The sequence below is a fragment of the Acinetobacter sp. LipI_15 genome (assembly GCF_058242865.1).
Genome location: NZ_JBZAYN010000001.1, coordinates 1,974,840 through 1,998,497 on the forward strand (window position 1 = coordinate 1,974,840; position 23,658 = coordinate 1,998,497).

General features: G+C 40.6%; 19 protein-coding genes. 5 read left to right on the plus strand and 14 right to left on the minus strand.

Annotation, left to right across the window (positions count from 1 at the left end):
* Positions 1-74: 74 nt before the first annotated feature.
* From hfq to tsaE, 4 genes are all read right to left on the minus strand, one after another.
* Positions 75-584, minus strand: a complete 510-nt coding sequence (gene hfq, locus AC4CU0_RS09540; RefSeq protein WP_168378882.1) for an RNA chaperone Hfq — start codon at positions 582-584, stop codon at positions 75-77.
* A 92-nt stretch (positions 585-676) separates the two neighbouring features.
* Positions 677-1,621 (minus strand): tRNA (adenosine(37)-N6)-dimethylallyltransferase MiaA, encoded by a 945-nt coding sequence (gene miaA / locus AC4CU0_RS09545; protein WP_180007346.1) that lies wholly within the window; start codon positions 1,619-1,621, stop codon positions 677-679.
* A 6-nt stretch (positions 1,622-1,627) separates the two neighbouring features.
* Positions 1,628-3,640: a DNA mismatch repair endonuclease MutL gene (mutL, locus tag AC4CU0_RS09550; protein WP_180026933.1), complete on the minus strand. Its 2,013-nt coding sequence runs from the start codon at positions 3,638-3,640 to the stop codon at positions 1,628-1,630.
* The gene (tsaE, locus tag AC4CU0_RS09555) at positions 3,630-4,109 is read right to left on the minus strand and encodes a tRNA (adenosine(37)-N6)-threonylcarbamoyltransferase complex ATPase subunit type 1 TsaE (protein WP_180007348.1); all 480 of its coding nucleotides are present in this window, start codon (positions 4,107-4,109) and stop codon (positions 3,630-3,632) included. The genes mutL and tsaE overlap by 11 nt, the downstream gene beginning before the upstream one ends.
* Before the next feature lie 135 nt (positions 4,110-4,244).
* Between tsaE and AC4CU0_RS09560 the strand changes: the two genes are divergently transcribed.
* From AC4CU0_RS09560 to AC4CU0_RS09570, 3 genes are all read left to right on the plus strand, one after another.
* The gene (locus AC4CU0_RS09560) at positions 4,245-5,150 is read left to right on the plus strand and encodes a pseudouridine synthase (RefSeq protein ID WP_490743022.1); all 906 of its coding nucleotides are present in this window, start codon (positions 4,245-4,247) and stop codon (positions 5,148-5,150) included.
* Positions 5,151-5,262: 112 nt separating this feature from the next.
* Entirely contained in the window at positions 5,263-5,610 is a 348-nt protein-coding gene (locus tag AC4CU0_RS09565; RefSeq protein WP_078193683.1) for a type II toxin-antitoxin system RelB/DinJ family antitoxin, read from the plus strand.
* Positions 5,611-5,707: 97 nt separating this feature from the next.
* Complete coding sequence (locus tag AC4CU0_RS09570) at positions 5,708-6,151, plus strand: GNAT family N-acetyltransferase (protein WP_490743023.1); 444 nt, start codon at positions 5,708-5,710, stop codon at positions 6,149-6,151.
* 139 nt (positions 6,152-6,290) lie between these two features.
* On the opposite strand, the gene AC4CU0_RS09575 is transcribed toward AC4CU0_RS09570, so the two are convergent.
* Positions 6,291-7,010: a pseudouridine synthase gene (locus tag AC4CU0_RS09575; protein WP_180063144.1), complete on the minus strand. Its 720-nt coding sequence runs from the start codon at positions 7,008-7,010 to the stop codon at positions 6,291-6,293.
* Positions 7,011-7,161: 151 nt separating this feature from the next.
* On the opposite strand from AC4CU0_RS09575, the gene AC4CU0_RS09580 reads away from it, so the two are divergent.
* The gene (locus tag AC4CU0_RS09580) at positions 7,162-7,617 is read left to right on the plus strand and encodes a DUF441 domain-containing protein (protein WP_180003104.1); all 456 of its coding nucleotides are present in this window, start codon (positions 7,162-7,164) and stop codon (positions 7,615-7,617) included.
* Positions 7,618-7,649: 32 nt separating this feature from the next.
* Here AC4CU0_RS09580 and AC4CU0_RS09585 read toward each other — a convergent pair whose 3' ends face one another.
* The 9 genes from AC4CU0_RS09585 to hrpA all read right to left on the minus strand — a co-directional run bounded on the left by AC4CU0_RS09585 (position 7,650) and on the right by hrpA (position 21,738).
* Positions 7,650-8,825 carry an MFS transporter gene (locus AC4CU0_RS09585; protein ID WP_490747077.1) on the minus strand — a complete coding sequence of 392 codons (1,176 nt, stop codon included), beginning with the start codon at positions 8,823-8,825 and terminating at the stop codon, positions 7,650-7,652.
* A gap of 296 nt (positions 8,826-9,121) precedes the next feature.
* Complete coding sequence (locus AC4CU0_RS09590; RefSeq protein WP_490743025.1) at positions 9,122-10,132, minus strand: diguanylate cyclase domain-containing protein; 1,011 nt, start codon at positions 10,130-10,132, stop codon at positions 9,122-9,124.
* Between the two features lie 252 nt (positions 10,133-10,384).
* Positions 10,385-10,711, minus strand: coding sequence for a gamma-glutamylcyclotransferase family protein (locus tag AC4CU0_RS09595; RefSeq protein ID WP_180003110.1), 327 nt, complete (start codon positions 10,709-10,711; stop codon positions 10,385-10,387).
* A 9-nt stretch (positions 10,712-10,720) separates the two neighbouring features.
* On the minus strand, positions 10,721-11,641 hold the full coding sequence (locus AC4CU0_RS09600) for a LysR family transcriptional regulator (protein ID WP_078189020.1): 921 nt from the start codon (positions 11,639-11,641) through the stop codon (positions 10,721-10,723).
* 243 nt (positions 11,642-11,884) lie between these two features.
* Positions 11,885-13,600, minus strand: coding sequence for an AAA family ATPase (locus tag AC4CU0_RS09605; protein ID WP_111885078.1), 1,716 nt, complete (start codon positions 13,598-13,600; stop codon positions 11,885-11,887).
* A 96-nt stretch (positions 13,601-13,696) separates the two neighbouring features.
* On the minus strand, positions 13,697-15,712 hold the full coding sequence (locus tag AC4CU0_RS09610; RefSeq protein WP_490743026.1) for a hypothetical protein: 2,016 nt from the start codon (positions 15,710-15,712) through the stop codon (positions 13,697-13,699).
* Positions 15,713-15,925: 213 nt separating this feature from the next.
* Positions 15,926-16,693 carry a 1-acyl-sn-glycerol-3-phosphate acyltransferase gene (locus tag AC4CU0_RS09615; RefSeq protein WP_490743027.1) on the minus strand — a complete coding sequence of 256 codons (768 nt, stop codon included), beginning with the start codon at positions 16,691-16,693 and terminating at the stop codon, positions 15,926-15,928.
* An 11-nt stretch (positions 16,694-16,704) separates the two neighbouring features.
* Entirely contained in the window at positions 16,705-17,820 is a 1,116-nt protein-coding gene (locus AC4CU0_RS09620; protein ID WP_180026928.1) for a beta-ketoacyl-ACP synthase III, read from the minus strand.
* A 30-nt stretch (positions 17,821-17,850) separates the two neighbouring features.
* On the minus strand, positions 17,851-21,738 hold the full coding sequence (gene hrpA, locus AC4CU0_RS09625) for an ATP-dependent RNA helicase HrpA (RefSeq protein ID WP_218955630.1): 3,888 nt from the start codon (positions 21,736-21,738) through the stop codon (positions 17,851-17,853).
* A 1,335-nt stretch (positions 21,739-23,073) separates the two neighbouring features.
* Here hrpA and ahpC point away from each other — a divergent pair.
* Positions 23,074-23,637: an alkyl hydroperoxide reductase subunit C gene (gene ahpC / locus AC4CU0_RS09630; protein WP_078193727.1), complete on the plus strand. Its 564-nt coding sequence runs from the start codon at positions 23,074-23,076 to the stop codon at positions 23,635-23,637.
* Positions 23,638-23,658 lie beyond the last annotated feature (21 nt).

Sequence of the window (23,658 nt, forward strand, 5' to 3'; positions counted from 1 at the left end):
AAACCAGTATTTAAACCATCTACTCTTTTTATAGGCAAAAAAAACCTCCCATTTGGGAGGTTTTTTTAATTCAATTAACGATTGTTGTTTTCGTCGTCTTGAGCATCTTCAAATTTAGTTTCGCCATCAAAACCAGCATTTTGACCACCGAAACCACTTTGACCACCGAAGCCACCTTGACCACCAAAGCCACCTTGAGAGCCAAAACCACCTTGACCACCGAAGCCACCTTGGCCACCGAAGCCACCTTGACCACCGAAGCCACCTTGACCACCAAAGCCACCTTGACCACCGAAGCCACCTTGTTGACCGCCGAAGCCGCCTTGTTGACCACCGAAGCCGGCAGCGCCTTGAGCACCAGCAGGAGCACCAGCAGGACGTGGGTTACGTGCTGGAACAACAGTTGAAATAGCGTGTTTGTAAACCATTTGGCTTACAGTATTTTTTAATAAAACAACGTATTGGTCGAAAGATTCAATATGACCTTGCAATTTAATACCGTTTACAAGGAAGATCGACACTGGAATACGTTCTTTACGGAGAGAATTTAAGAACGGATCTTGTAAAGTTTGACCTTTAGACATGTTATAACTCCAAAAAATAATAAAAATCAGCGCAAAAGCTACCTTCACTTTTCAATTAAAAATTATCAAAAAGGTAGTCTGTAAATTTTGCTTTATCCGTAGCACTTTCGCAAGTCTTCTTGAGCCTGCTGCGCAGTTAAATATGTAGTAAATTTATGCGTTTCTTGCAAAGATCTTAACCAAGTATATTGACGTTTTGCAAGTTGTCGTGTTGCAAAAAGTGCCTTATCCTCCATTTCACGCTGTTTTTCGCTACTTTGATCACTATTTTTCAAAAAATCTAAAGCTTGACGATATCCAACTGAGCGCATAGAGGGTAAATTTTCATCTAAATCGTATTTTTCAATGAGAGCTTTCACTTCATTTAAAAATCCAATTTCCCACATTATTTTTAGACGTCGAGCTATACGCTCATGTAATTCTAATCGGTCGGGCAATAATGCGTAATTATGAAAATTGTATCGGTATGGTACGTTTTTAGGTTGCTCAGCTTGTAACTGCGTAATGGGTTTACCGGTTAACTTAAAAACTTCGAGCGCACGAATGATCCGTTGCTTATCACTCGGTTTAAATTTTTCACCTGCCAATGGGTCGACATTGCACAATTCTGCATATACAGCATCCCAACCTTGCGACTCAGCTTTGGCTTCAATTTCAGCACGTACAGCATAGTCTGCACTTGGTAAATTTGAAGACAACCCTTCCAATAAAGCCTTGTAATACAACATCGTACCACCGACTAATATCGGTGTTTTACCTCGTGCATGCATATCATCAATCAGCACACAGGCATCTTCCACAAAGTTCGCTGCCGAATACACTTCTAGCGGACTGATAATATCAATCAAATGATGTGGATATTTCTCCAACTCAGCTTTACTCGGCTTGGCCGTACCAATATCCATATCCTGAAAAACCAAAGCAGAATCGACAGAAATTAATTCGAATCCACCTTGCTCGTATAATTCACATGCCAAGGCGGTTTTACCGCTTGCAGTTGGTCCCATTAAGTTGATGACCGGCAATTGATTTGACATGTAAAACTACTCTCCCCGAGCAAAAAGTTTATCTAGCTGTGCCAATGGAAACGCACGCCACGTCGGACGTCCATGGTTACATTGGCTGGCAAATTCAGTTTGTTCCATCTGACGCAGTAATGCATTCATTTCAGATAGACTTAAAATACGGTGTGCGCGTACAGCGCCGTGACAGGCCATGCCTGCCAATATTTGATCGCGCTTTTGTAGTAACCCTGCAACCTGATCACTTGGGTCTAAATCATTTAATAAATCTGGAATCAGCGCATCAAAGTCTGCTTTATGCAAAATGGCAGGAACACCTCGGACAATAACTTGCTCATCGCCATATTGATCTATTTCTAAACCTAGGCGTGCCAATTGTTCTTTGAGCTCATCGACGCGCATCGCTTGCATCCTACTGATGCTCACGACTTTAGGAATCAGCAATTGCTGCGATGTCCAAAACTCAGGTTTATCCCAAGCAGTTTTCATTTGTTGCAAAACAATGCGCTCATGTGCCGCATGCATATCAACAATGATTAAACCTTCGGTGTTTTGGGCCAAAATATAAATACCATGCAATTGCGCAATGGCAATCCCCAAAGGATGCTCATCGACTTTCTGCTGAATATGTTCAGCCAATGCGGTATCCGGATCATTTAACGACTCAGTTTGACGTAAAGGCGCCAAATAACTTTGCAATGCATTATTGAGCTGTCTGGAACCCGCTAAATTTGACTGATATCCAGCACTATTGTTCGACGCATTTGAATATTGCTGTGTATAAGCTTCCTGCCCTGTTGGCGCATGATTAGAAGCATATTGCACTGTTGCAGGTGAACTAAAGTCAGTGAGTCCGCCTGAGATCTCTGGACTGACAAAATTTGAGCCTTGCTCTGCAACTGGCTGAGATTGATGTAATGAAAATTGTTCCTGATGACGCGGCTGCGGAATAATATTTTCGTGTGCCTGCCCGTCGAGTTTCATTGCAGAAGACAATTCGGCGGTCGCGGTTTGAAATTGCGCTAAAGTCGATTTGGCAAAATGTCGGACAAATTCATGTACTTCACGCTGATTTAGAAAACGTATTTCATGCTTCGTTGGATGCACATTCACATCGATATTTTCAGGATCAACTTCCATAAACAACAAATAAGCCGCATGTTGATGTCCATGCAAAATACCGTCATAGGCCATGCGAAGTGCATGTGAAACGGTCTTGTCTTTTACGATACGTCCATTCACATAGACATATTGCATATCGGCTTGCGCACGTGCATCTGAAGGATGACCTAACCAACCACTAAGACGCATATTGACGCTATCAGCATCCATCCAGTACGCATTTTCTGTGAATTGACGGCCTAATAATTGTTGTACCCGCTGAAAACGGAGCGCACCACTGTCTGCAATAGGCAAGTTCAGCTTAATGCTATTGTTATGCTCAAGGACAAAACGTATATCAAAATGGGTCAGTGCCAAACGACGGACAATTTCTTCGATATGTCCAAACTCAGTCCCCGGTTTTTTGAGGAACTTACGCCGTGCAGGCACATTAAAAAATAAATCTTGCACACGGATGGTGGTGCCTTGCGTCGCTGCCACAGGCTGAATTTCTTGCGAATCAAATGCGGTGCCATTTACTTCGACCTGATAGCCTACACCGTCATCATTTTGGCTACTGGTCAATGTCAAACGAGACACCGCAGCGATCGAAGCCAAGGCTTCCCCACGAAAACCTAGACTTACAATGGCATGCAAATCTTCAGCAGTTTGGATTTTACTTGTGGCATGGCGCATGACCGCCAAAGGTAGATCTTCAGGGTGAATACCCCGACCATTGTCTATTATTTCAATCAGTGTACTGCCGCCTTGTTCAATACGAACAATCAGCTCAGTCGCCCCTGCATCAATGGCATTTTCCAGTAATTCTTTGACCACAGAAGCAGGACGTTCAATCACTTCCCCTGCGGCAATTTGGTTGGCTAAGGCAGGATCAAGCGTTCGAATGCGGCGGGCACTGATTTCATTCAGCATGGTTAAATTTTTGCTCCAAAGCGTTTTGCAAAGTTTCTGAAGAAGAGCTTAAAGTCGCTGTACGGGTGGTTTCATCCGCAGACTTTTCAATATTAATAATTAAATCAGCCTCAGGGATTTCGTCGCCCCCTTTAGATGGCCATTCAAATAAAAATAGGGCGTTCGGCGTTTCTAAATAATCACGGATACCCATAAGTTCAAGCTCATAAGGGTCATTCAGACGATATAAATCAAAATGAAAAATATCTTGTCCTTGAATATTGTAAGGTTCAACCAATGTATAGGTTGGACTTTTTACCGCACCTTGATGACCCAAGTGTTGTAAAAAATAACGTGTTAACGTGGTCTTTCCTGCACCCAAGTCACCAATTAAATACGCTACACCCGTCGTAAAATGCGTCGCCAGTACGGTAGCTAAGTTTTGGGTATCGACTTCACTATTAAGTTCCAGACTGAATGAATACTGCATATTACTCACAACATGTACATAAGAATTAAATATGATAGCATCGCACTGGCTAAAATGGATATGTTCACACTACAGATTGAGCATTTTTCATGATGTGTTCTCTGCTTTATTTGCTCAGTTTTTAGATCTTTCTTCATGCACAGTTTTGAATTTACCCCCCCGATGATCAATGGTGTCAGTGCCAGCAAAGTCTTCCTTGACGGTCAACACACACATGCCTCTACCGTCTATGGATATTTGTGTGAGCAATTTCCTCATATCCTAGCAGCAGAGTGGCAACAACGATTTAAGGATGGATTGGTCTATGCCGCAAATGGTGACGTTTTAACACTAGACAGTCCTTTTGAAGCCAATCGTCATGTTTATTATTATCGATTCTTAGCGCATGAAATCCATGTTCCTTTTGAACATCAGATTTTATTTGAAAATGATCATTTCATTGTGGCCGATAAGCCACATTTTCTCACCATGAGTCCAACCGGTCAGTATGTACAAGAAACCTTATTGGTTCGACTCAAAAAGCAAACGCAGCTTGAACAGCTAACGCCGATTCATCGTTTAGACCGTGAAACTGCAGGCGTGGTGCTGTTTTCCAAATGTGTCGAAAGCCGTGGGCTGTATCAACAGATGTTTGCCACGCGCCAAGTTCAAAAAACTTATCATGCCATTGCAGCTTATCGAGATGAATTAAATTTCCCAATCACAACTCGCTATCGCATGGAAAAAGGTCAACCTTTTTATACAATGCAAATAGTAGATGGTGAACCTAACAGCGAAACCTTCATTCAGCTGATCCAGCAGCATGGAAACCATGCAAAGTATGAATTAAAGCCCCATACCGGCAAGCAACACCAACTTCGTGTACATTTAAATGCTTTGGGCATTCCAATTCAAAATGATCCCTTTTATCCAGTAGTACAACATAAGGCAGATGACGATTTCAGCCAACCTTTACAACTACTTGCGAAACAGCTTGAGTTTATCGATCCTGTGACAGAGCAGGCTTTTCAATTCAGTTCTGCCTATGAATTGACACTGTAAATCGATTGTCATTACATTAAATTGATAAAATACTGCCAAACTTTCTTGAATTTATAACAGTTTTGATTAGAATAAATGCGAAAAGTTAAGTATTTAAAAGCTTTCTAAGAATATGAGAAAAACTGAAGTCTACCAAATCCGTCTCGATTCACAGGAAAAGAAACAGGCCTTTGCCGTGTTTAAACAATTAGGCATTACACCTGCACAGGCTGTACGACTATTCTTTAAACAAGTTGTTTTAACCAAATCGATCCCCTTCTCTATTGAAAACCAAAATATCAATATTGAACAATTGATTAAGTTACGCAAATTAAAACAACAAGAAGCCCAAGCTATTTCAACCATTGAAATTAGCCCTGCTGAATTAGAAATTTTAAATAATGATCCATTATTAGATGATGATCATCTCGACTTGTTTGAAGAGCTCAATGCAATTTTGGGTGAAGGTGACAAAACTTAACACTGTCGCATTTATAAACAATTTATAAATCAACCAATTTCGAAATTTCGATATGCTTCATGCAAGACTGATAAAAATAGCATGGAGTATAGAAAAAATGATCGTTCGACGCGCAACAGAAGCAGACCTTCATCCACTTGCTGTTTTATTTGATGAATATCGCCAATTTTATGGCACCTCTTCTAATCTTGATATTTCATATAAATTTCTAAGACAACGTTTTGAAAATAATGAAAGCGTAATTTTTATTTGCTTAAAAGATGAGGTGATTACTGGGTTTATCTTACTGTATTTAGGCTTTTCATCTGTGGCTTGTTCAACTTACTATATTTTAGATGATGTCTATGTCAGCCCTATATATCGTCGTCAAGGTTCAGCCAAACAATTGATCGATACTGCGGTTCTCTTTGCTCAACATGAAGGCGCGCTTCGAATCAGCCTCGAAACTCAAAAAAATAACTATCACTCACATCAGCTCTATGAATCGATGGGCTTCATTAAAGACGATGAATTTCAAACTTATCATTACTTTATTCGCTAATGCATTGCTCAGCATTAAAATACATCAACAAAGCATGTTGAAAAACGAATCTTTCGATCAGTAGATAGCAGACATATTAAAGGGCTTTAATACCGCACATTCATCCTTCAAATGATGACGTATCAAAGCCCTGTACCTATTACTGTGAATTTAGATTTTCACGAAATTTCGATTGTTCAATTTGCGCTGCATTCAAATAGATCCATTCACCCTCAGCAATATCTTCAAGCTTTAATTGTCCTATTTGAGCACGATGTAATGTTTCAACTTTATTGCCGACAGCCGCCAACATCCGCTTCACTTGATGATATACCCCTTGATGGACAGTCATTTGCAATTGATGTGAAGCCAATAGCTGTACATCGGTTGCAGCGAAAATGCCTTTTTCGTTTCGCAGCTCCACGCCTTGTTGCAATTGTTGCATTTGCTCAGGCGTCACAGGATCTGCGGTATGCATCGAATACACTTTGGCAACATGCTTTTTAGGGTGTGTCAGTGCTTGCAGATATTGACCATCATCCGTAAGCAGCAACAGTCCAGTGGTGTCTTGATCCAGCCGCCCTACGCATTGCAAACCACGATTTAACAGCACATCATCAAATAATTCAAAAACACTAAAATGATGGGTTGCCTGATGCGAACATTCATAACCTTGAGGTTTATTTAACGCAATATATATATGCTCACGATAGGTATAGTCCTGTCCATGCACACTGTAAGTTAAATCATTCAAGTCCAGCTTTTGCTTTGGATTATCTACAATCTCACCGTGTATTTCGACCGCACCATTTTTAATCAACTGTTGGCAATATTTACGCGAACCAAAACCTTGTGATTGCAGCATTTTTTCCAAAAACATAGAACAACCTAATAAACACCATATATTGCTATTTTATACTGAACCACGAGCCAACTTGCAGGAAAAATAGCGGAAATAATCTTGAACGCCAGTTTTTAATGTTTCTGCGCTACACTATTGATTATTTATTGAAGTTTCTCACGAATATCCTATGTCTCAGTTGGATTTAAATCTGATCGTGTTATTGGTGTTATTGGCTTGTGGCATCTTTAGCCACAATACAGCGATCACCATAGCAGCAGGTGTCTTGATTATTTTCCGCATCACGCCTTTAAGTGAATTTTTCCCCTATCTGCAACAATATGGCTTAAACATTGGCATTATTATTTTAACCATTGGCGTACTCACGCCGATCGCTAGCGGAAAAATACCCGGTGATTCGATTTTAAAATCCTTTTTAAGTTGGAAATCCCTCGTCGCAATCGCCATTGGCATCTTTGTCGCATGGCTAGGCGGACGTGGTGTCAAACTGATGTCCAATCAGCCAGATGTGGTTGCCGGACTATTGATTGGGACAGTCGCAGGTGTTGCCATGCTGCGTGGTGTACCTGTCGGCCCACTCATTGCAGCAGGCATCTTGTCGCTACTGATTGGGATTAAACAATAAGGCCGTTGCTGACATAGCGGTTTAACAAAATTTTAATTTGAGCCATGCTGCATTTGAAATAAACGTCGACTAAGCATGATTCCAACGAATGATAATGCTGACATCAAGATCCCCGCCCAAAACCACGCGCCAGTCTGTGAAACCACAGTGGCAATCACAGGTGGCAGAACAAATTGGGAAATTGCAGAACATTGTAAAATCATGCCGACCGTCGTACTAATTGCCGCAGGATAAGGTGCAAAATGCAGTGATTGCGCAAAGACCGTCGCAGCAACCAAGCCTCCAAAAAGCGAAAAACTGAACACCGTTAAATATTGCAGTAAAAACGGTAACACGTCTTTAAAGAGATAAAATCCTAAGGAGCAAATGATCAAGACAGCAAAACCCAGTTGGACTAAAGTTTTAGCTTGAAAACCACGCTGTAATAACAGTCCACACCCCCATGTACCCACTGCATTCGCAACGGCAACACTGGCTGTTAAAGCACCTGCCAATTCAGCTGAAATTTGGTTTTGTGCATAAATCATCGGTAAGAAACCCACCAATGCAAACCACTGCCCTGCATATGTCCCAAAAATGAGCGCCAAAAGCCATGCCGCAGGATGTTTCAGAGTATCCCGAATGAGACCGATGACAGGTGTGGTATTCAGCGCCACATTAGGCTGTGGAATAAACATAGCGATACAGAGTAGTAATGCTGCAGTAATCATAGCGAAACTGAGCCAAACCACACTCCAACCATATTGAGCAATTAGAAATGGCGCAACCAATAAGGCTATGCCCATACCTCCGCCCATATAAGCACTCCACAGTCCCATCTTTGCGCTGATGTGCTGTAGCGGTACAAGCTGACGGATAAATGCAGGCCCTGTGAGTGTCACCAATAAGAAGCCAAATCCTTCTATGACACGCAGTAGCAACAAGACATCAAAGCTTTGTGCAAAGCTCCCCCATGCACTTGCTATCGTCAATAGACTTAAGCCCAATAAGATACACAGTTTAAATCCAATTTTTTGGATATAACTACCAATCAACAATGCAAAGCACATTCCTGCACCCTGTACTAGTGAGAGCAATAAACCAGACTGAATAAAGCTAATGCCGAGTTGCTGTTGTAATACAGGTATTGCGGGCGGTAGTTTCCCGATATGCATTGCAGCAATAAAACCTGCCGCAATAATGAATAAATCTTTTGACATCCCTTTCATTGAATTGTCATGCTCTTTTCGCCATGCAATAGTGCACAGCTTAACAATTCAAAATATTATTTTGAGTCAAAAAACAAATGACCTTAGATGATTTTTCAATTATTTAATCATCTTGCACCGTCACATGCTAAGCGCACTTTGATTTAAATTAAACAATAATATTCCGTGATGTCATCTGCAATTGTTTGAGACAACACGTATTCCCATCAAAAATGTTTTTTCTGATACTTTCAATAATTTGGCGGTAGTGAAGGAATTCACCTGCATAACAATTAGTGAATTATTTAAGCAGTGAGTTATTCAATATTTACTTGTTTCCGTTCACGCTTATTGGCGTACATTTTCAAGTCTGCCATTTCGACCAATTGATCGATGGATTCGGCATCCTCTGGAAATAAAGCCATGCCAATACTGGCACCAATTTTCAAGCTCATTTGCTCGAATGCAAATGGCAGTCCGCAACTTTCTGCGATTCGATTCATCGCCGTTTGCGCACGTTCTAAGTTGGCAATATTGGTTAAAATCACAGCAAATTCATCGCCACCCAAGCGTGCGACCAAGTCATCTTGACGTGTTTCACGCAAAATGCGCTGTGCAATTTCTTTCAGTGCAGCATCCCCAATGCGATGTCCAAACTGATCATTAATCGGCTTCAGACCATCCATATCAATCATCAAGATACCCAGTATTTTTTTCTGCACGCGTGCTTTTTCTATCCCTTGACGTAAAAAGTCGACAAACAAAGCCCGATTGGCTAAGCCGGTTAAGCTATCTTGAGTCGCCAATTTATATAACTCTGTCGCACCGAAACGTGTCGCATGGTACATCGCCGCAGCGATCAACTCTGACATCAAACTCAATATATGTAAATCGGCTTCCTGAAAGGCATCGACTTGGTCAGAGTAAATCTTTAAAACACCGACACCTTCATCACAATGAATCAATGGCACTACTGCCATCGAACGCAATCCAACACGTTGACATGCCACGCGATCTACCCGTGCATCTGTTTCCGAATCTTGGCAATACAGTGTTTGTTTTTGCGCAATACATAGACCTGATAAGCTGTTTTCAATATGAAGTCTTAAACCCAGTAAATGGCTCGCCCCGCCAGACACTGCACGATAGACCATATCACCATCTTCAGCCAACTCTACAACTGCACCTTTAGCATGTGTAATCTGCTGCGCCTGTTCTGCCACTACGGTCATCACTGCATTTAGATCTAAACCCAGTTTGGCAATAGCTGTCTGAGTTTGAATCACAGACATGAGTTGAGTTGGTGAGGGTTCTATAGAATTGGGCATGATTGAGTTCAAACAGGGTTCAATGTGAGATACAGCTCAATTCTAAAAATTATTCATCCACTTGTATAGCGATCTTAAAGTGATTTCTGTGCATTCAAGCACTTTAGATACAACTCTTTTAGATACGGCTCTTTAAAAAATTGCACTCAAGGAAACAACAGAGCAAGCAGAATCATCGATACACATATCGAAGGTTGGGGAAAGTCATGATGTATGGATGGCCCACGTATTTTACGACTCTCCCCCTGGATATTATTTCAATGCATAAATTTCACTCTGCATCCATTCTCCGCCTTCCAGTTGTACATCGACAGCAACACGTTGATATTCAGTACCTTCAAATTCATCTAAAGCAGCCCAATGAGCTGCTAAGTTTTCAGAGATAAAAACATAGCCTTCAATGGCTTGACCTGCCTTCGATAAACGGATGCCCGGACTGCCCATCGCCGCACCCCAGCCTTTATGTTCTAACTCACCCCAAACCACACCTTTCTTCCACTCGCCACCTATGTGCTCCATCACATGAGCATTGGGCTGACCTAGACGTAATGTCCCGCATACAAAAAGACTCTGTGTCATAGATCCTCCTTAGTTGGAATAATATTGATTGCGCTTTTGTGAGAATTTCGCCAACTGTTTTAGGAAGCCTTCAAAATAGCTTTTTTCAGCCTCTTCGGTACGATAACCGGCGTACAAAGTTCGTCTTAAACCTTCAGGTGAAACACAATCTAAACGTCGAGAGGTCACCCAACCTTTTTGTTCATATTCATTCACGACCCAATCAGGTAATGCCGCGATACCACGACCACTTGCAACCAACTGAATCAGCATCTGGGTCAAATCTGTGGTACGGACATGTTTAGGCTGAATATTGGCCGGTAAAAATAATTTCGCCATGATATCTAAACGATGTTTATCAACCGGATAGGTAATCAGCGTTTCTTCTGCTAATTCTTGAACAGTCACATTTGTCGCACGAACCAATGGATGTGTATTGGACAATACCAAACGAGATTCATATTCAAAGATTGGGAAATATTCCACGCCTTTTAAATTGATCGGGTCTGCAGTAATCAGAAGATCAAACTCGCCCGTTTGTAATAGTTCATGCGGATTGGCTTCAAAGCCAGATGCAAAGTCCAAATCTACATCGGGGTATTGCTGACGGTAGACATTCAATAACGGCATCAGCCAGTCAAAGCAACTATGGCATTCTGAAGAAAAAATAATTCGGCCAGTTTGACCATGCACAATACGTGTAATGTCCGATTGCGCAATTTGAACTTGCGGCAAAATGTCATCGGCAAGGCGTAGTAAACGTTGCCCAACATTCGAAAAGGTCACAGGACGTGTCCGTCGGTTCACCACCTCTACCCCATACCAATGATCAAGCTCTTTCAACTGATGTGAAAGCGCAGAAGGCGTTAAACACAGATCATTAGATGCAGCGACCAAAGAACCGTGTTCTCTGAGTGCCAATAAGGTTTTGAGATGGCGTAATTCCAACATGATTGTTCTCAACTAAACTTGGGAGCAACTTTGCAATCGAATAGTTTTCGCAAAGCATTAATGAATTATACTCACCTTATCATTATTTTATTAAGTTTTATTCATTTAAAGTTTTATTTGGAACTTTAATCACCAATTCATCGTTTTTAAGCAGATGCAAAGGATGAAAATAAACACGATGCCCCTTATTAAAAATCCAGATTGATCAATCTGGCTTTAAATGCATGTAATCCAAAGAATGTGTTATTCCACAAATAATAAAGCCAAACGAACTTGGTCATAACCCATGCGTGGACTGGTCAACTCCACAATTGGGCGCAGCTTAACCGTTCCGTCATCATTATAATGTGCTGGGTCTTGTCGCTTCGCCAAGCGTTTATAGATTTTACGCACCTGTTCAACCACGTCTTCTCCCGGATGTGCCACCGAGATATCCAAGCCTTGCTCTTTTTGCAGACGAGCCAAATGATTAATAATCGTAGCTGGCGTTAAACCACGCTCCACTGCAATATCTTGAATTTCATAACCTTCCTCAAACAACTCCCGAGTTTGATCTAAAGTCGCTGTGGCAAAGCTTTGTTTTGCTCCAGTTTTGGCAATTTTCTTTTCATTGCGCTCGATTTCCACTTCATTCAGTGTTCCGCCACAGTGGCGAATAAAGGCTTTGTGTTGTACTGTTAAATCAGCCTCTGCAAAATTGGTTTCCGCTTCATCAGAAAGTTCCTGAAAGCGTCGATCGGCTTTAATCGCCAAACTGTCGAGTTCTAAGGCTTGTTCATTAAAGCCAAGTAAACGCAGACCATCTAATGTTTTTAAACGAGACAATGCCACATAACCCTGACCCTTTTCAAAAGTATGCGTCAAGTTAATTTCAGCCGCTGCAAGGGTCATCCCTTGAGATTTATGAATGGTGATCGCCCAGGCCAAACGCAGTGGAATTTGTTGGAAACTGGCAATGGTTTTACCATCATCATTATCGACAGACCATGTTTCAGGTTCTACCACCAAGGTCGTACCGTCCGTAAGTTTTACTTTAGGCAAGATGCCATATTCATCATCTTCTTCAAAACCTATCACTTCACCGAGGCTGCCATTGATATAGCCCACGTCAAAGTTGTTTTTTACAAACATCACTTTGGCATTTTTCTTTAAGGTCAAAGTTTCCGGCGCACGCACTGAAGATTTTAAGGTTTCGATCAGTTTATCATTACCATCACATTGGGCTTCAAACTGGCGAGATTCTTGCTCAATTTCATTTAGATGTTTATAGTTAATACTATCTACATCCATATTATGGGTATACAAGCGCGTAAAGGTTTCACCTATATTTTGTGAACTTGTCTGCCTTAAAGCATGCAAATGATCGCCCGTAATTTGCTGAGCACGAATCGCATTTAGAATATCATTGAGATAGTCATTACCCTGACGATGTTGTTCGGTCAAATAACACACGCGAAACTTCGCTTCTACCCATGCCTCAGACATAAAGCAAAACTTGTCACGGTTTAATTCACCTTTGCGTCCCACAGGGGGTAACTGGAAGAAGTCACCTGCAACAATGACTTGAATCCCCCCAAAAGCATCTTCACTGTCTTTAAAAAATTTTAAAACTTTATTCACCAAGTTTAATTGCTTGGCATGCAACATCGAAATTTCATCGATGATTAAAACTTGGGCATTTTCCAAATGCTCTTTTAAATATTTACGTTCTTTTAAGCGCTTTAACTCATCTTCGGAAATCGCATCTTTAATCCCAATCCCTGCCCATGTATGAATTGTCATGCCATTCATATGGGTTGCAGCAATCCCTGTAGAAGCCGTAATTGCCACCGGCACTTTGCGCGCTTTCAGATAATTGATGTATTGATTTAAAGTATAAGTTTTACCTGCACCAGCCGAACCTGTTAAAAACACATTTTCGCCTGCTTTGAGCAGCTTGAGTGCAGTTTCTTGTTTCATAAGACCTATACCGTGAAAGAACGGCTATAGCCTAACGATTTTTGACTCAAAAGTTAAGCGCACAACATAGTTTACTAAATCCGTATTTTGCCAATCTTACTTTAAGCTATTGAACCTATTTAAAAATTCTTTGGCGATATTAACTTTTTCTATTTCTGCTTGGGTATTATTTGAATACTCGAGTTGATCAAAAACCAAAATCTGGTTTTGCACATGACAACCCAAAGTCATCGAAACATGCAAAATGGGATGATACATATGAAAAGCTACATATACTCTTGCAATGATACTGGCGCTATAACTTGATGCCAAACAATGTTTAAACTGAATAGATTCATCAATAATTCGATCGATGGTTTTTAACTCTTCAAAGACCCAATCTTGAAAATATATTTTGTCGTCAGTTGTAAACGGCTGCCAGACCGTTGTCGCAAATTGGCGTTTTAATTGAGTTAACACTTCCTGCTTTTGTTGCTTGGCATGCCAATGTACCGCCTGATGAAAGACTCCATTCCAGGTAATATTTTTTGGGACTGTATGACCTGTAGAATAAGTCGCACTGACATAATCACGCACATAGGCATCAAATACAGATACTCTTAAATTAGCATGCTTTAAATAAAATAAATTTCGAAAATCCTGCAGTTGAATTTTATGCTGTCGTAACATACTTAAAAACTGGCGATTTTCTTGGGTTTCTGGACGAATAAAATCCATCAAAGCCTGTGGTAAATGCTGCGTACAACGTACTAAATGTTGCAGATAGGCCTGCATAATACGGCTCAAAGGTAGATAGACTTTTTTTATGGCCTGATCCTCCGCGCCTAACACCTGTCGCATTAAAATCAACCATTCATCTAAATACAAAATCGATGGGCTGATGACAACACGATGGTCATCATGCTGCTGATATTTTCGCTGTAAAACAAACTGTAGATTTTTTTCATGATTAAACCAATCTTGTTCATGCGCAATCGTATGGCAATTTTGAATAAATAAGCGCGCTGCAACAAATTGAAAGTGTTGTAAGGTCGCAAGAATCAATGTTGGATGAATATGCTGCGTATCGACGAAACTCAATGCCGTCACAGCCACACGTACATTACTGTGTTGAAAATTACGACTCAGCCAATCCAACACTTCGGCTGACTGCTTGAACATCCATCGCACTGCACGGTTGTTATCGAGTAAAGGGAGTTTTCCACATTTTTTTTGCCAAATTGCTGTGGCTTGCACAAAATTACTATGGCTTAATATGTCCTGCTCTGCCCAAACATCTCGATGCATCAAACGAATAAAACCCAACAAATTGGGACGCTCATATGCATGGTCGAGCAACAAAATAATATCTTCTATATGTTCATTTAATTCTTGTAAATTGAACCGATCTTCATAACTCAAACTCATGATCCTGTATATGGTCGGATCTAAAAATTGTGCTGTAGCAAAACAAATCTCGTCCAAACTATCCATCAAGAGCTGTATCGGCAATATTTCAGCTTCTGTAAGTGAGTTGAGTGCGAACATCTGCTCAATCTTTTGCATCAACCAATGTGGTAGACAGATTTGGCATTCGATATAGGTTTGTAATAGCGGTGTCTGATAAATCTGCTGCTCTTGCATCAACTGATCAAAAATTTGCGCTTCAACTGCTGTCATCTGTGCTAAAAACTGCTGAACACGCGCTGGCCCATTTAGATGTTGAAAAATCGACTGTAAGATCAATTGTCTAAATTGCTGTGCTTTTTCTCTGAGCAAGAGTGAATGTTGCGGCTTTAGGTCGCCAGTAAAAAAATACAATTCATGAAATAAGAAATCTTCTACTACTTCAATACATGGCACGGTCGAATGCAATTCAACAATTTTGATGGGTCTAAATGGACTTCTAGGAAACTGATAGCCAATCGATTCACGACTTTGTAGCTGTAAGGTCCACAGTCCATTACACAGTTGAATGCGGTGCTGCTCTTGTTCAATTTTAAAGATATTTTGTGAATTGAGTGCTGTAGCAAGATCCATTTGCTCTTGATACAACTGCTTTAAACTTGGAGATATTCGAATAAGTTGCCGAGCAATATGCTCAAGCTGCGGGGTCAAGCTTTTCTTTTCCATCTTCCGCCCTAACGTTCGTTGATTATTTTTCAACCTTCACTATAGTCAAAGTTTAATGCTCCGACTACTGCCATTAATCAGCCAAATAGCTGTACAAAAGGTCAATACAAAGGCATTCAATAAAAAAGTCTAAAAGCTATTGTTGTGACAAAATTCACCATGATTTTGAGCTGTGACGAATAAAAAATGGATGAAGTTGAAGAGTAGTCACTATTATTGATCTGTAGAATGTTGTTCTGAACGGATTTTTTTAAGCTGTTCTATCGCAGTGTAAATATCTTGTTGTAGTGCCTCTCGATAGAGCTTTAAATCTTCCACACTCTGAATATGACTCAAACTTTGACGGGGTAAAAATTGAAAATAGAATGGAATGCGCTTGGGGATAATTCGTTTGGGTAAAGACGGAATCACATCACCATGACGTAATAATTTATCGATTTTTTGTATTTTTAATAGTTGTTTAAACCAACGATGTTCAACAATCACACTGGCATCAAAACCCAGCTCAAAGACTTCATCCCCACCTAAAGCGGCAAAAGGCACGATATCATAATTAAATTCTTGCGCCAGTTTTAAAAAGCCAAAACGTTGCTTCCAGATCAGTTGATAGGCTTCGCCTTTGCGTTTCAAAACCTCTCGACCGCCACCGGGAAAAACTAAAATGGAATAACCTTGTTGCATCACTGTTCTGACATAGTCCTGAATACCTTGGACTGCACCGAACTTTTTGACCATGCCACGCCAACCGGGCAAATAAAAATGGCTATGATCAGCAATACTAACCACAGCCACTTTATGTTCATTGTAGAGATAATCAATAATCACTGGTGAATCGAGTACACCGTAAATTGTGTGATTCCCTACATACATTGCAGGTTTAGATGCATCGATGTATTCAGCGCCTAAAAAAGTTGGCGTGAAATACATGCGGGATAAAGCGCTTAAACGCTTTATCCATTTTGCATCATGTTCAACCTGCAAATGTGCCGACCTTAGGCAGCATCATGTTTTTGAACAAGTACAGAACCTACTGAGTAGCCTGCACCAAATGAGCAAAGTACACCGTATTCGCCATGGTTTACTTCATTCGCTGTACGGTGCAACGCAATAATGACACCTGCTGATGAAGTATTGGCAAATTCATCAAGAATAATTGGCACAAGGTCTGGCTGAGCATGTTCTTTGCCCACAACCAGTTTCAGAATCAATTCATTCATGCTGGCATTTGCTTGGTGTAACCAGAAGCGTTTTACATCTGTTGCCGCAATTTTGTTGTCATCCAATTGCTTGGTGATCATTTTCGCCACTAATGGACACACTTCTTTAAATACTTTACGACCGTCTTGACGGAAACGGTTGTTGTCGATGTCAGCATCGACTTCACTCATATTTAAGTAACCGAAGTTGTTACGAATGTTGTTTGAGAACTGCGTAAACAGGTCAATATCCAACACTTCAAAACCAGCTTTGGTTTCAGTTTCTTCAATGATCGAAGCCGTTGCAACGTCACCAAAGATGAAGTGGCAGTCACGCATACGGAAATCTGTATGACCAGATGTGATCTCAACGTTCACCAATAACACGCGACGAGCGCCTGATTTGATCGCGTCATAAGCTTGTTTGATACCAAAAGTTGCAGCTGAACATGCAACGTTCATATCGTAAGCATAACCTTGGATACCCAACGCAGTTTGAATTTCAATTGAAACGGCTGGATAAGCACGTTGAATATTTGAACAAGACAAAATCACTACATCGATGTCTTCTGCAGTCACTCCTGCATTTTCCATCGCTTGTTTAGCCGCAGCAACACCCCATTCCGCTTGTAGCGAAATTTCATCATTTGGACGTTCATGTAGCACTGGGCGTAAACGTTTTGGATCTAAAATACCGCTTTTTTCAGCAACATAACGTGCTTTCACGCCAGACGCTTTTTCGATAAATTCTGCACTTGAACCACGGCGCGCTTCTAGCTCACCGGCTTCAATTTTTTCAGCATTGTCGCTGTTGTACTGTTCCACATAAGCATTTAAAGCTTCAACTAACTCTTCGTTAGTAATTACGTCTTCTGGATGATAAAGACCTGTACCCGTAATGCGGATGCCCATGTAAAACTCCTTTTAGAAATTACCTATATCTTAACTGATTCCGAGCTTATCCCATACTTTTTGCAAGCGGGATGGAGAAATTGGCATCTTGGTCTTCATTGGTTGAGAGAAAATAGAGATGCGTAACTCCTCAACCATGAAATACAATTCTTTAAGGCGAGTGTCATTTTTAAACTTAAATAATTTTTCCATCCATGGGTCAACTTGATCAATGGCAGAATTGTCCCTTTGTAGGTTATTTGGCAAGCGGTCTAAACGCAAGACTAATGCCTTCAAATATCTTGGAAATTCGAGCCACACATCGGAAGTTTTGCCATAAACAAAATCTGAAAGTTGCATCAAATCGAGCTGATCTTCAATGTCATCAATATTCTTTCCAAACACAGAATCATCTAAAACCAATAATTTCCGACGTATATCCTGCCATTGAATATAGGTTTCAGTTAAAACGGCTAATGCTTGTTGCCCATGGGTTAAGAAAGATTTCTTTACATTTAAAATCAGGTTTTGGTACTCCTGCACATTGACAGGTAGCTCATTTATTGCAAGCTGAAGTGTGGCATAAACTAACATTTGCTCTAGTTTGGCTTTGTCACCTAGCGGTGAATAAGCCAATGCCAAGGGTTTAGATATCTGTTTTTTCAACTGACGAACTAAGTCACCCAACTGCATATGAACCAAACGAATGATCCCTTCGCGGTGTTGTTTGACTGCTTCAAATTGGTCATTGAAAGTCTGAATCACCACACCCGATTCATCTTTGGCATCCAACTCTGCAAAGCCTTTGACTGGAACAAGCGCTTGGTATTGTTTCACCACCACACCCGTGACTTTTTGTGATGCTTCGAACACAAAATTATCAGGGAAGGTTTTAAACTCACCTTTTAACTGTTTGACTGGGCTATGAGTTTCCGTACGACAGCGTGCTTTGAGTTCATCTAGATCACGACCTTGCTCAATCACACGGCCTTTTTCATCAATGACTTTGATTAAAGGCAGCAGATATTGCTCAACGCGCTCCCAAGAAAAGTCCTTATCTGTGATTTGCTCACCACGTAGTTGGAACGCCAAGAAACTAAAAATATGCTCGCGCAAATGCACGGCATCGACACGATCCATTAATTTACGCGCTGTATCTGGTATTGGCACCAAGTGACGGCGTTTATCCTTAGGCAATGCTTTAAGCAAGGCTTCAATCAGGTCTTGTCGCCAACCAGGTATACCCCATGACCAAATATTTTCATCCACTTGCGGCAAAGCTTGAACTGGAATTTTGACCGTTGCACCATCTTCATCATGACTTGGGTCAAAACGATAACTTGCAGCCAAATGCAGTTCACCATTTCGTAGGTAGTCTGGAAATTGCTGGGTCGTTGGACGGTCATTCATCCAAAGCGCATCATCATCGATAAATAAATGCCGTGGATTTTTCGGTTCTACAGTTGCACGCCAGTCTTCAAAACTACGACGACTTGCCACCTCTTCAGGCACTTTTGCAGCATAAAATTGGTAGATGGTTTCTTCATCCACCACCAAATCACGACGACGCAGTTTATCTTCAACACGCTCAACTTCTTCGAGTTTTAATAAATTGTGTTTTAAGAACGGCGGCGTAATACCCAAATGTCCCGTCGTCAACGCATCGCGTAGGAAAATTTCATGCGCCGCCGGATGATCCACTTTTTCATAATTAATCTGACGACGTGGCTCAATAATCAAACCAAATAAAGAAATTTGATCATAAGCATTCACCACACCAGCTTTTTTCGACCAATGCGGCTCAAAATAATAATGCTTCAATAAATCGCCTGCAGCCAATAAAATCCATTCAGGTTCAATTTTCGCCAATGTACGAAGATATACCTGAGAGGTCTCAACCATCTCAAAAGCCATGACCCAAGGTGTATTGGTTTTATGCAAAGTTGATGCAGGGAAAATGCGTGCCTTTTGCTGACGCACTGCCATGAACACATTACGTTCATCGGTTTTGTTGGCAATAAATGAAAGTAAACCCGTTAATAACGCACGGTGCAGATTTTCATAATTGGCCTTCTTTTCATTAAAGGACAGTTTTAAGCCCTGAGCCAAATCCACCAATTGCTCATGGGTTTTTTTCCACTCACGGAGGCGTAACCAACTAAGGAAATGGTTGCGTGCAAAGGTTCGACGCTTATTCTCACTCATGTCACGGTTAGCAACCAAAGCTTCCCATAATTTGATATAGAACAAGAAATCCGAGTCAGCTTCACGGAACAAAGCATGTTTCTGATCGGCCTGCATTTGTTTATCCGCAGGACGTTCACGTGGGTCTTGTACCGCTAAAGCAGCGACAATAATCAAGACTTCATTTAATACGCCAAAATGCGCTCCACCCAAAATCATCCGCGCAAGACGCGGGTCGATTGGCATTTTCGCCATTTGCTGACCAATTTTGGTTAAAGCACCATTTTTATTATTCGCATGTTTTGTGCCTTGTTTTGCTTGGCTATCCGAAGCAACTGGCGATGCATACGCCGATTTTTCTTTTAAAGCACCTAATTCAATTAACAGCTTACGACCATCATTCACCAAACGATGATCTGGCGGCTCAATAAAATCAAAGTCTTCTAATTCACCAAAGCCCAAACTTTGCATTTGCAAAATAACCGAGGCCAAGTTGGTTCGTTTAATCTCAGGCTCAGTAAATTCAGGACGACTCATAAAGTCTTCTTCTGAATATAGTCGAATACAGACACCCGGTGCGATACGACCACAACGACCTTTACGCTGATTTGCTGCCGCCTGCGATACAGCCTCAATCGGTAGACGCTGTACACGTGAGCGATAGTTATAACGGGATATCCGAGCAAAGCCACTATCAATTACGTAGCGAATATTCGGTACGGTTAAAGCCGTTTCTGCCACGTTGGTGGCAATAATAATACGTCGCCCACCACCCGATGGATTAAAGATCTTTTGCTGTTCTGCCAAAGCCAATCGAGCATATAAAGGTAAAACTTCGGTATGACGTGGCCCAAACTTTTGCAGTGTTTCCTGTAACTCACGAATTTCTTGTTCAGTGCTGGCAAAAATCAAAATGTCGGCATGTTCAGGATGACCTTTTTCCTGCGCATCTTGAAAACATTCTTCTACTGCCGAAACCACGGCACGGGGTAAATTTTCTTCAAAATCGTCAAATTCATCATCATCACTGCCGACAATGCTCAGCTCTGAAATCGGACGATAACGCAACTCTACAGGGAAGCTTCGACCTTCCACCTCAAAAATAGGTGCCCCATTGAAGTAATTAGAGAAGCGGTTTACGTCTAATGTCGCGGAAGTAATAATGACTTTGAGATCTTTACGACGTGGCAAGAGCTGTTTGAGATAGCCCATGATGAAGTCGATATTTAGCGAACGTTCATGCGCTTCATCGATAATAATCGTGTCGTATTTATTTAAGAATCGGTCATTGGCCAGTTCAGCCAATAAAATACCGTCAGTCATCAAACGCACGATGGAATCTTGTGAACCTTGTTCATTGAAACGAACTTTAAAGGAGATCGACTCCCCTAGCTTTTCGCCCACTTCTTCGGCAATACGTTGCGAAACGCTACGCGCTGCTAGTCGACGGGGTTGAGTATGGCCAATCAAACCTGTTAAACCACGACCTGCAAGCATGGCAATTTGAGGCAACTGTGTGGTTTTACCCGAACCCGTTTCACCTGCCACAATAATCACTTGATGCTTTTGAATCGCTTCAATTAGTTTGTCCGCATACTGCGTAACAGGTAAGTCTTGATTTAATTTAATATTGGGAATGCGGGCAATCCGTTCGCGCACTTTCGCATTCGACTTTTCAAACAAATCTTGAAATTTTTCAGGATTGGCCTCTTTGCCTTTTTTCAGCCGACTTAAGCGATGGCGATCACGAACCATGACCAATTGATCGACATTTAACTGACTTGGCACAGATGCATTATCCTAATAATTAAAATAGAACCGAATATTTTACGCTGTATGTAAAAATAGTGAAAGATGAATCTATTTTTTGCGTGCCTGAAACCAATAGGTAAAGCCGAACAGAATAAAATGATAAAAAACTAAAATTGCGGCCAATAACCAATAATTGCCACATGCTTCAATACTGCCATGTAATGGCTGATAAAATGACACTGTATAGAATATACTCAATGGCACAATTAAAAACATCAATAAAGTGAAAGTGATGATCAAGAAATAATGAACAGATTTTGCTAAGCACAAAAAAAAATTGAAAATAAAATGCAAATCAACGCAATAAAAATAAATAAAAGAGGTTCATCCGATGAAGAACCATTCATTTCAGCCTAATAATTAATTTGATTCGGGCTAGCACCTTGAAATGAAAGCACATTCTTGATTCATCCAGTACAGAATAATAAAGCCACATGCTGACTAGAATAGGCAACTCAAGCCAATCCATTTGAAAGCTTTATACATTAGTTTCAGTGCCATAGAAAATGTAAACGAAACTAAAAACAATAAATATGCTCTGCCCGATCACCCATGCGAACAACCAACCATTATGACAATAAACAATACTGTCATAGATAATTTTTGAAATTGAAGCAGTTTCTATCATTAAAATGATGATGAATTGAAAAATCGCATATAGCCATAATATAACCACATACCAAGCACGTCTAAATGATAGCAACAGTGGGAAAAAAAAGAAGATTCCAACGATTCCCATGGTACTCAATAGCGTAGGATCATCTGATGAAGTTCCTAATAGTTCATTAAAATAGGTCGCTTTTTGAGGTTGTAAGTATTCATAGATACATAAATTTGTACCTATATCTTCAACTTTAAGAATACATAGTGATGCAAGTGCAAGACTGAGAATGGCAATGATACGAAAAAATTGACTAAGCACTTGATCAAATCTGGAATCATTTTATGTTCATGCCATCTTATATGAACAAATTCTATAATTTGAAATATTTTTTATAACTTTTTTAGAGATCACCCTTGAAATCTTATGCCACAAGCATCATGTTGGTTACAGACTTTGAAAAGATGATTTTGTCATTTTACTTTCAACTTTATATGGCATTGATATGGCTTATATCGAATGAAATAATGATAAATAATCGTTATTGCTGAAATAGTTCTGGAGTGTACTAATTCGGATTTTCCGATATTAGTTATGTAAAAATACTATTTCAGCAATAAGAAAAATTTCTGTACCCTATTGGAAATCAAAAACAAACCTCAATCATGGAGACAATGATGAGCTTAATTAATACTGAAGTTAAACCGTTTAAAGCACAAGCATTCCAAAATGGTCAATTCATCGAAGTAACTGAAGCTGATCTTAAAGGTAAATGGTCTGTTGTATTCTTCTACCCAGCTGACTTCACTTTCGTTTGCCCAACTGAACTTGGTGACCTTGCTGACAACTATGCAGAATTCCAAAAACTAGGTGTTGAAATCTACTCAGTTTCTACTGACACTCATTTCACTCACAAAGCTTGGCACGATTCTTCAGAAGAAATCAAAAAAATCCAATACGTAATGGTTGGTGATGCGAACTGGACTCTTGCTAAAAACTTTGACGTATTAATCGAAGCTGACGGTCTTGCTGATCGTGGTACTTTCGTTATCGATCCAGAAGGTAAAATCCAAATCGTTGAAATCAACGCTGGTGGTATCGGTCGTGATGCTCAAGAACTTCTTCGTAAAGTTAAAGCAGCTCAATACGTACACGCTCACCCAGGCGAAGTTTGCCCAGCTAAATGGAAAGAAGGCGACGCAACTCTTGCTCCTTCAATCGACCTAGTTGGTAAAATCTAATCTGTATTAGATTGAACTGAT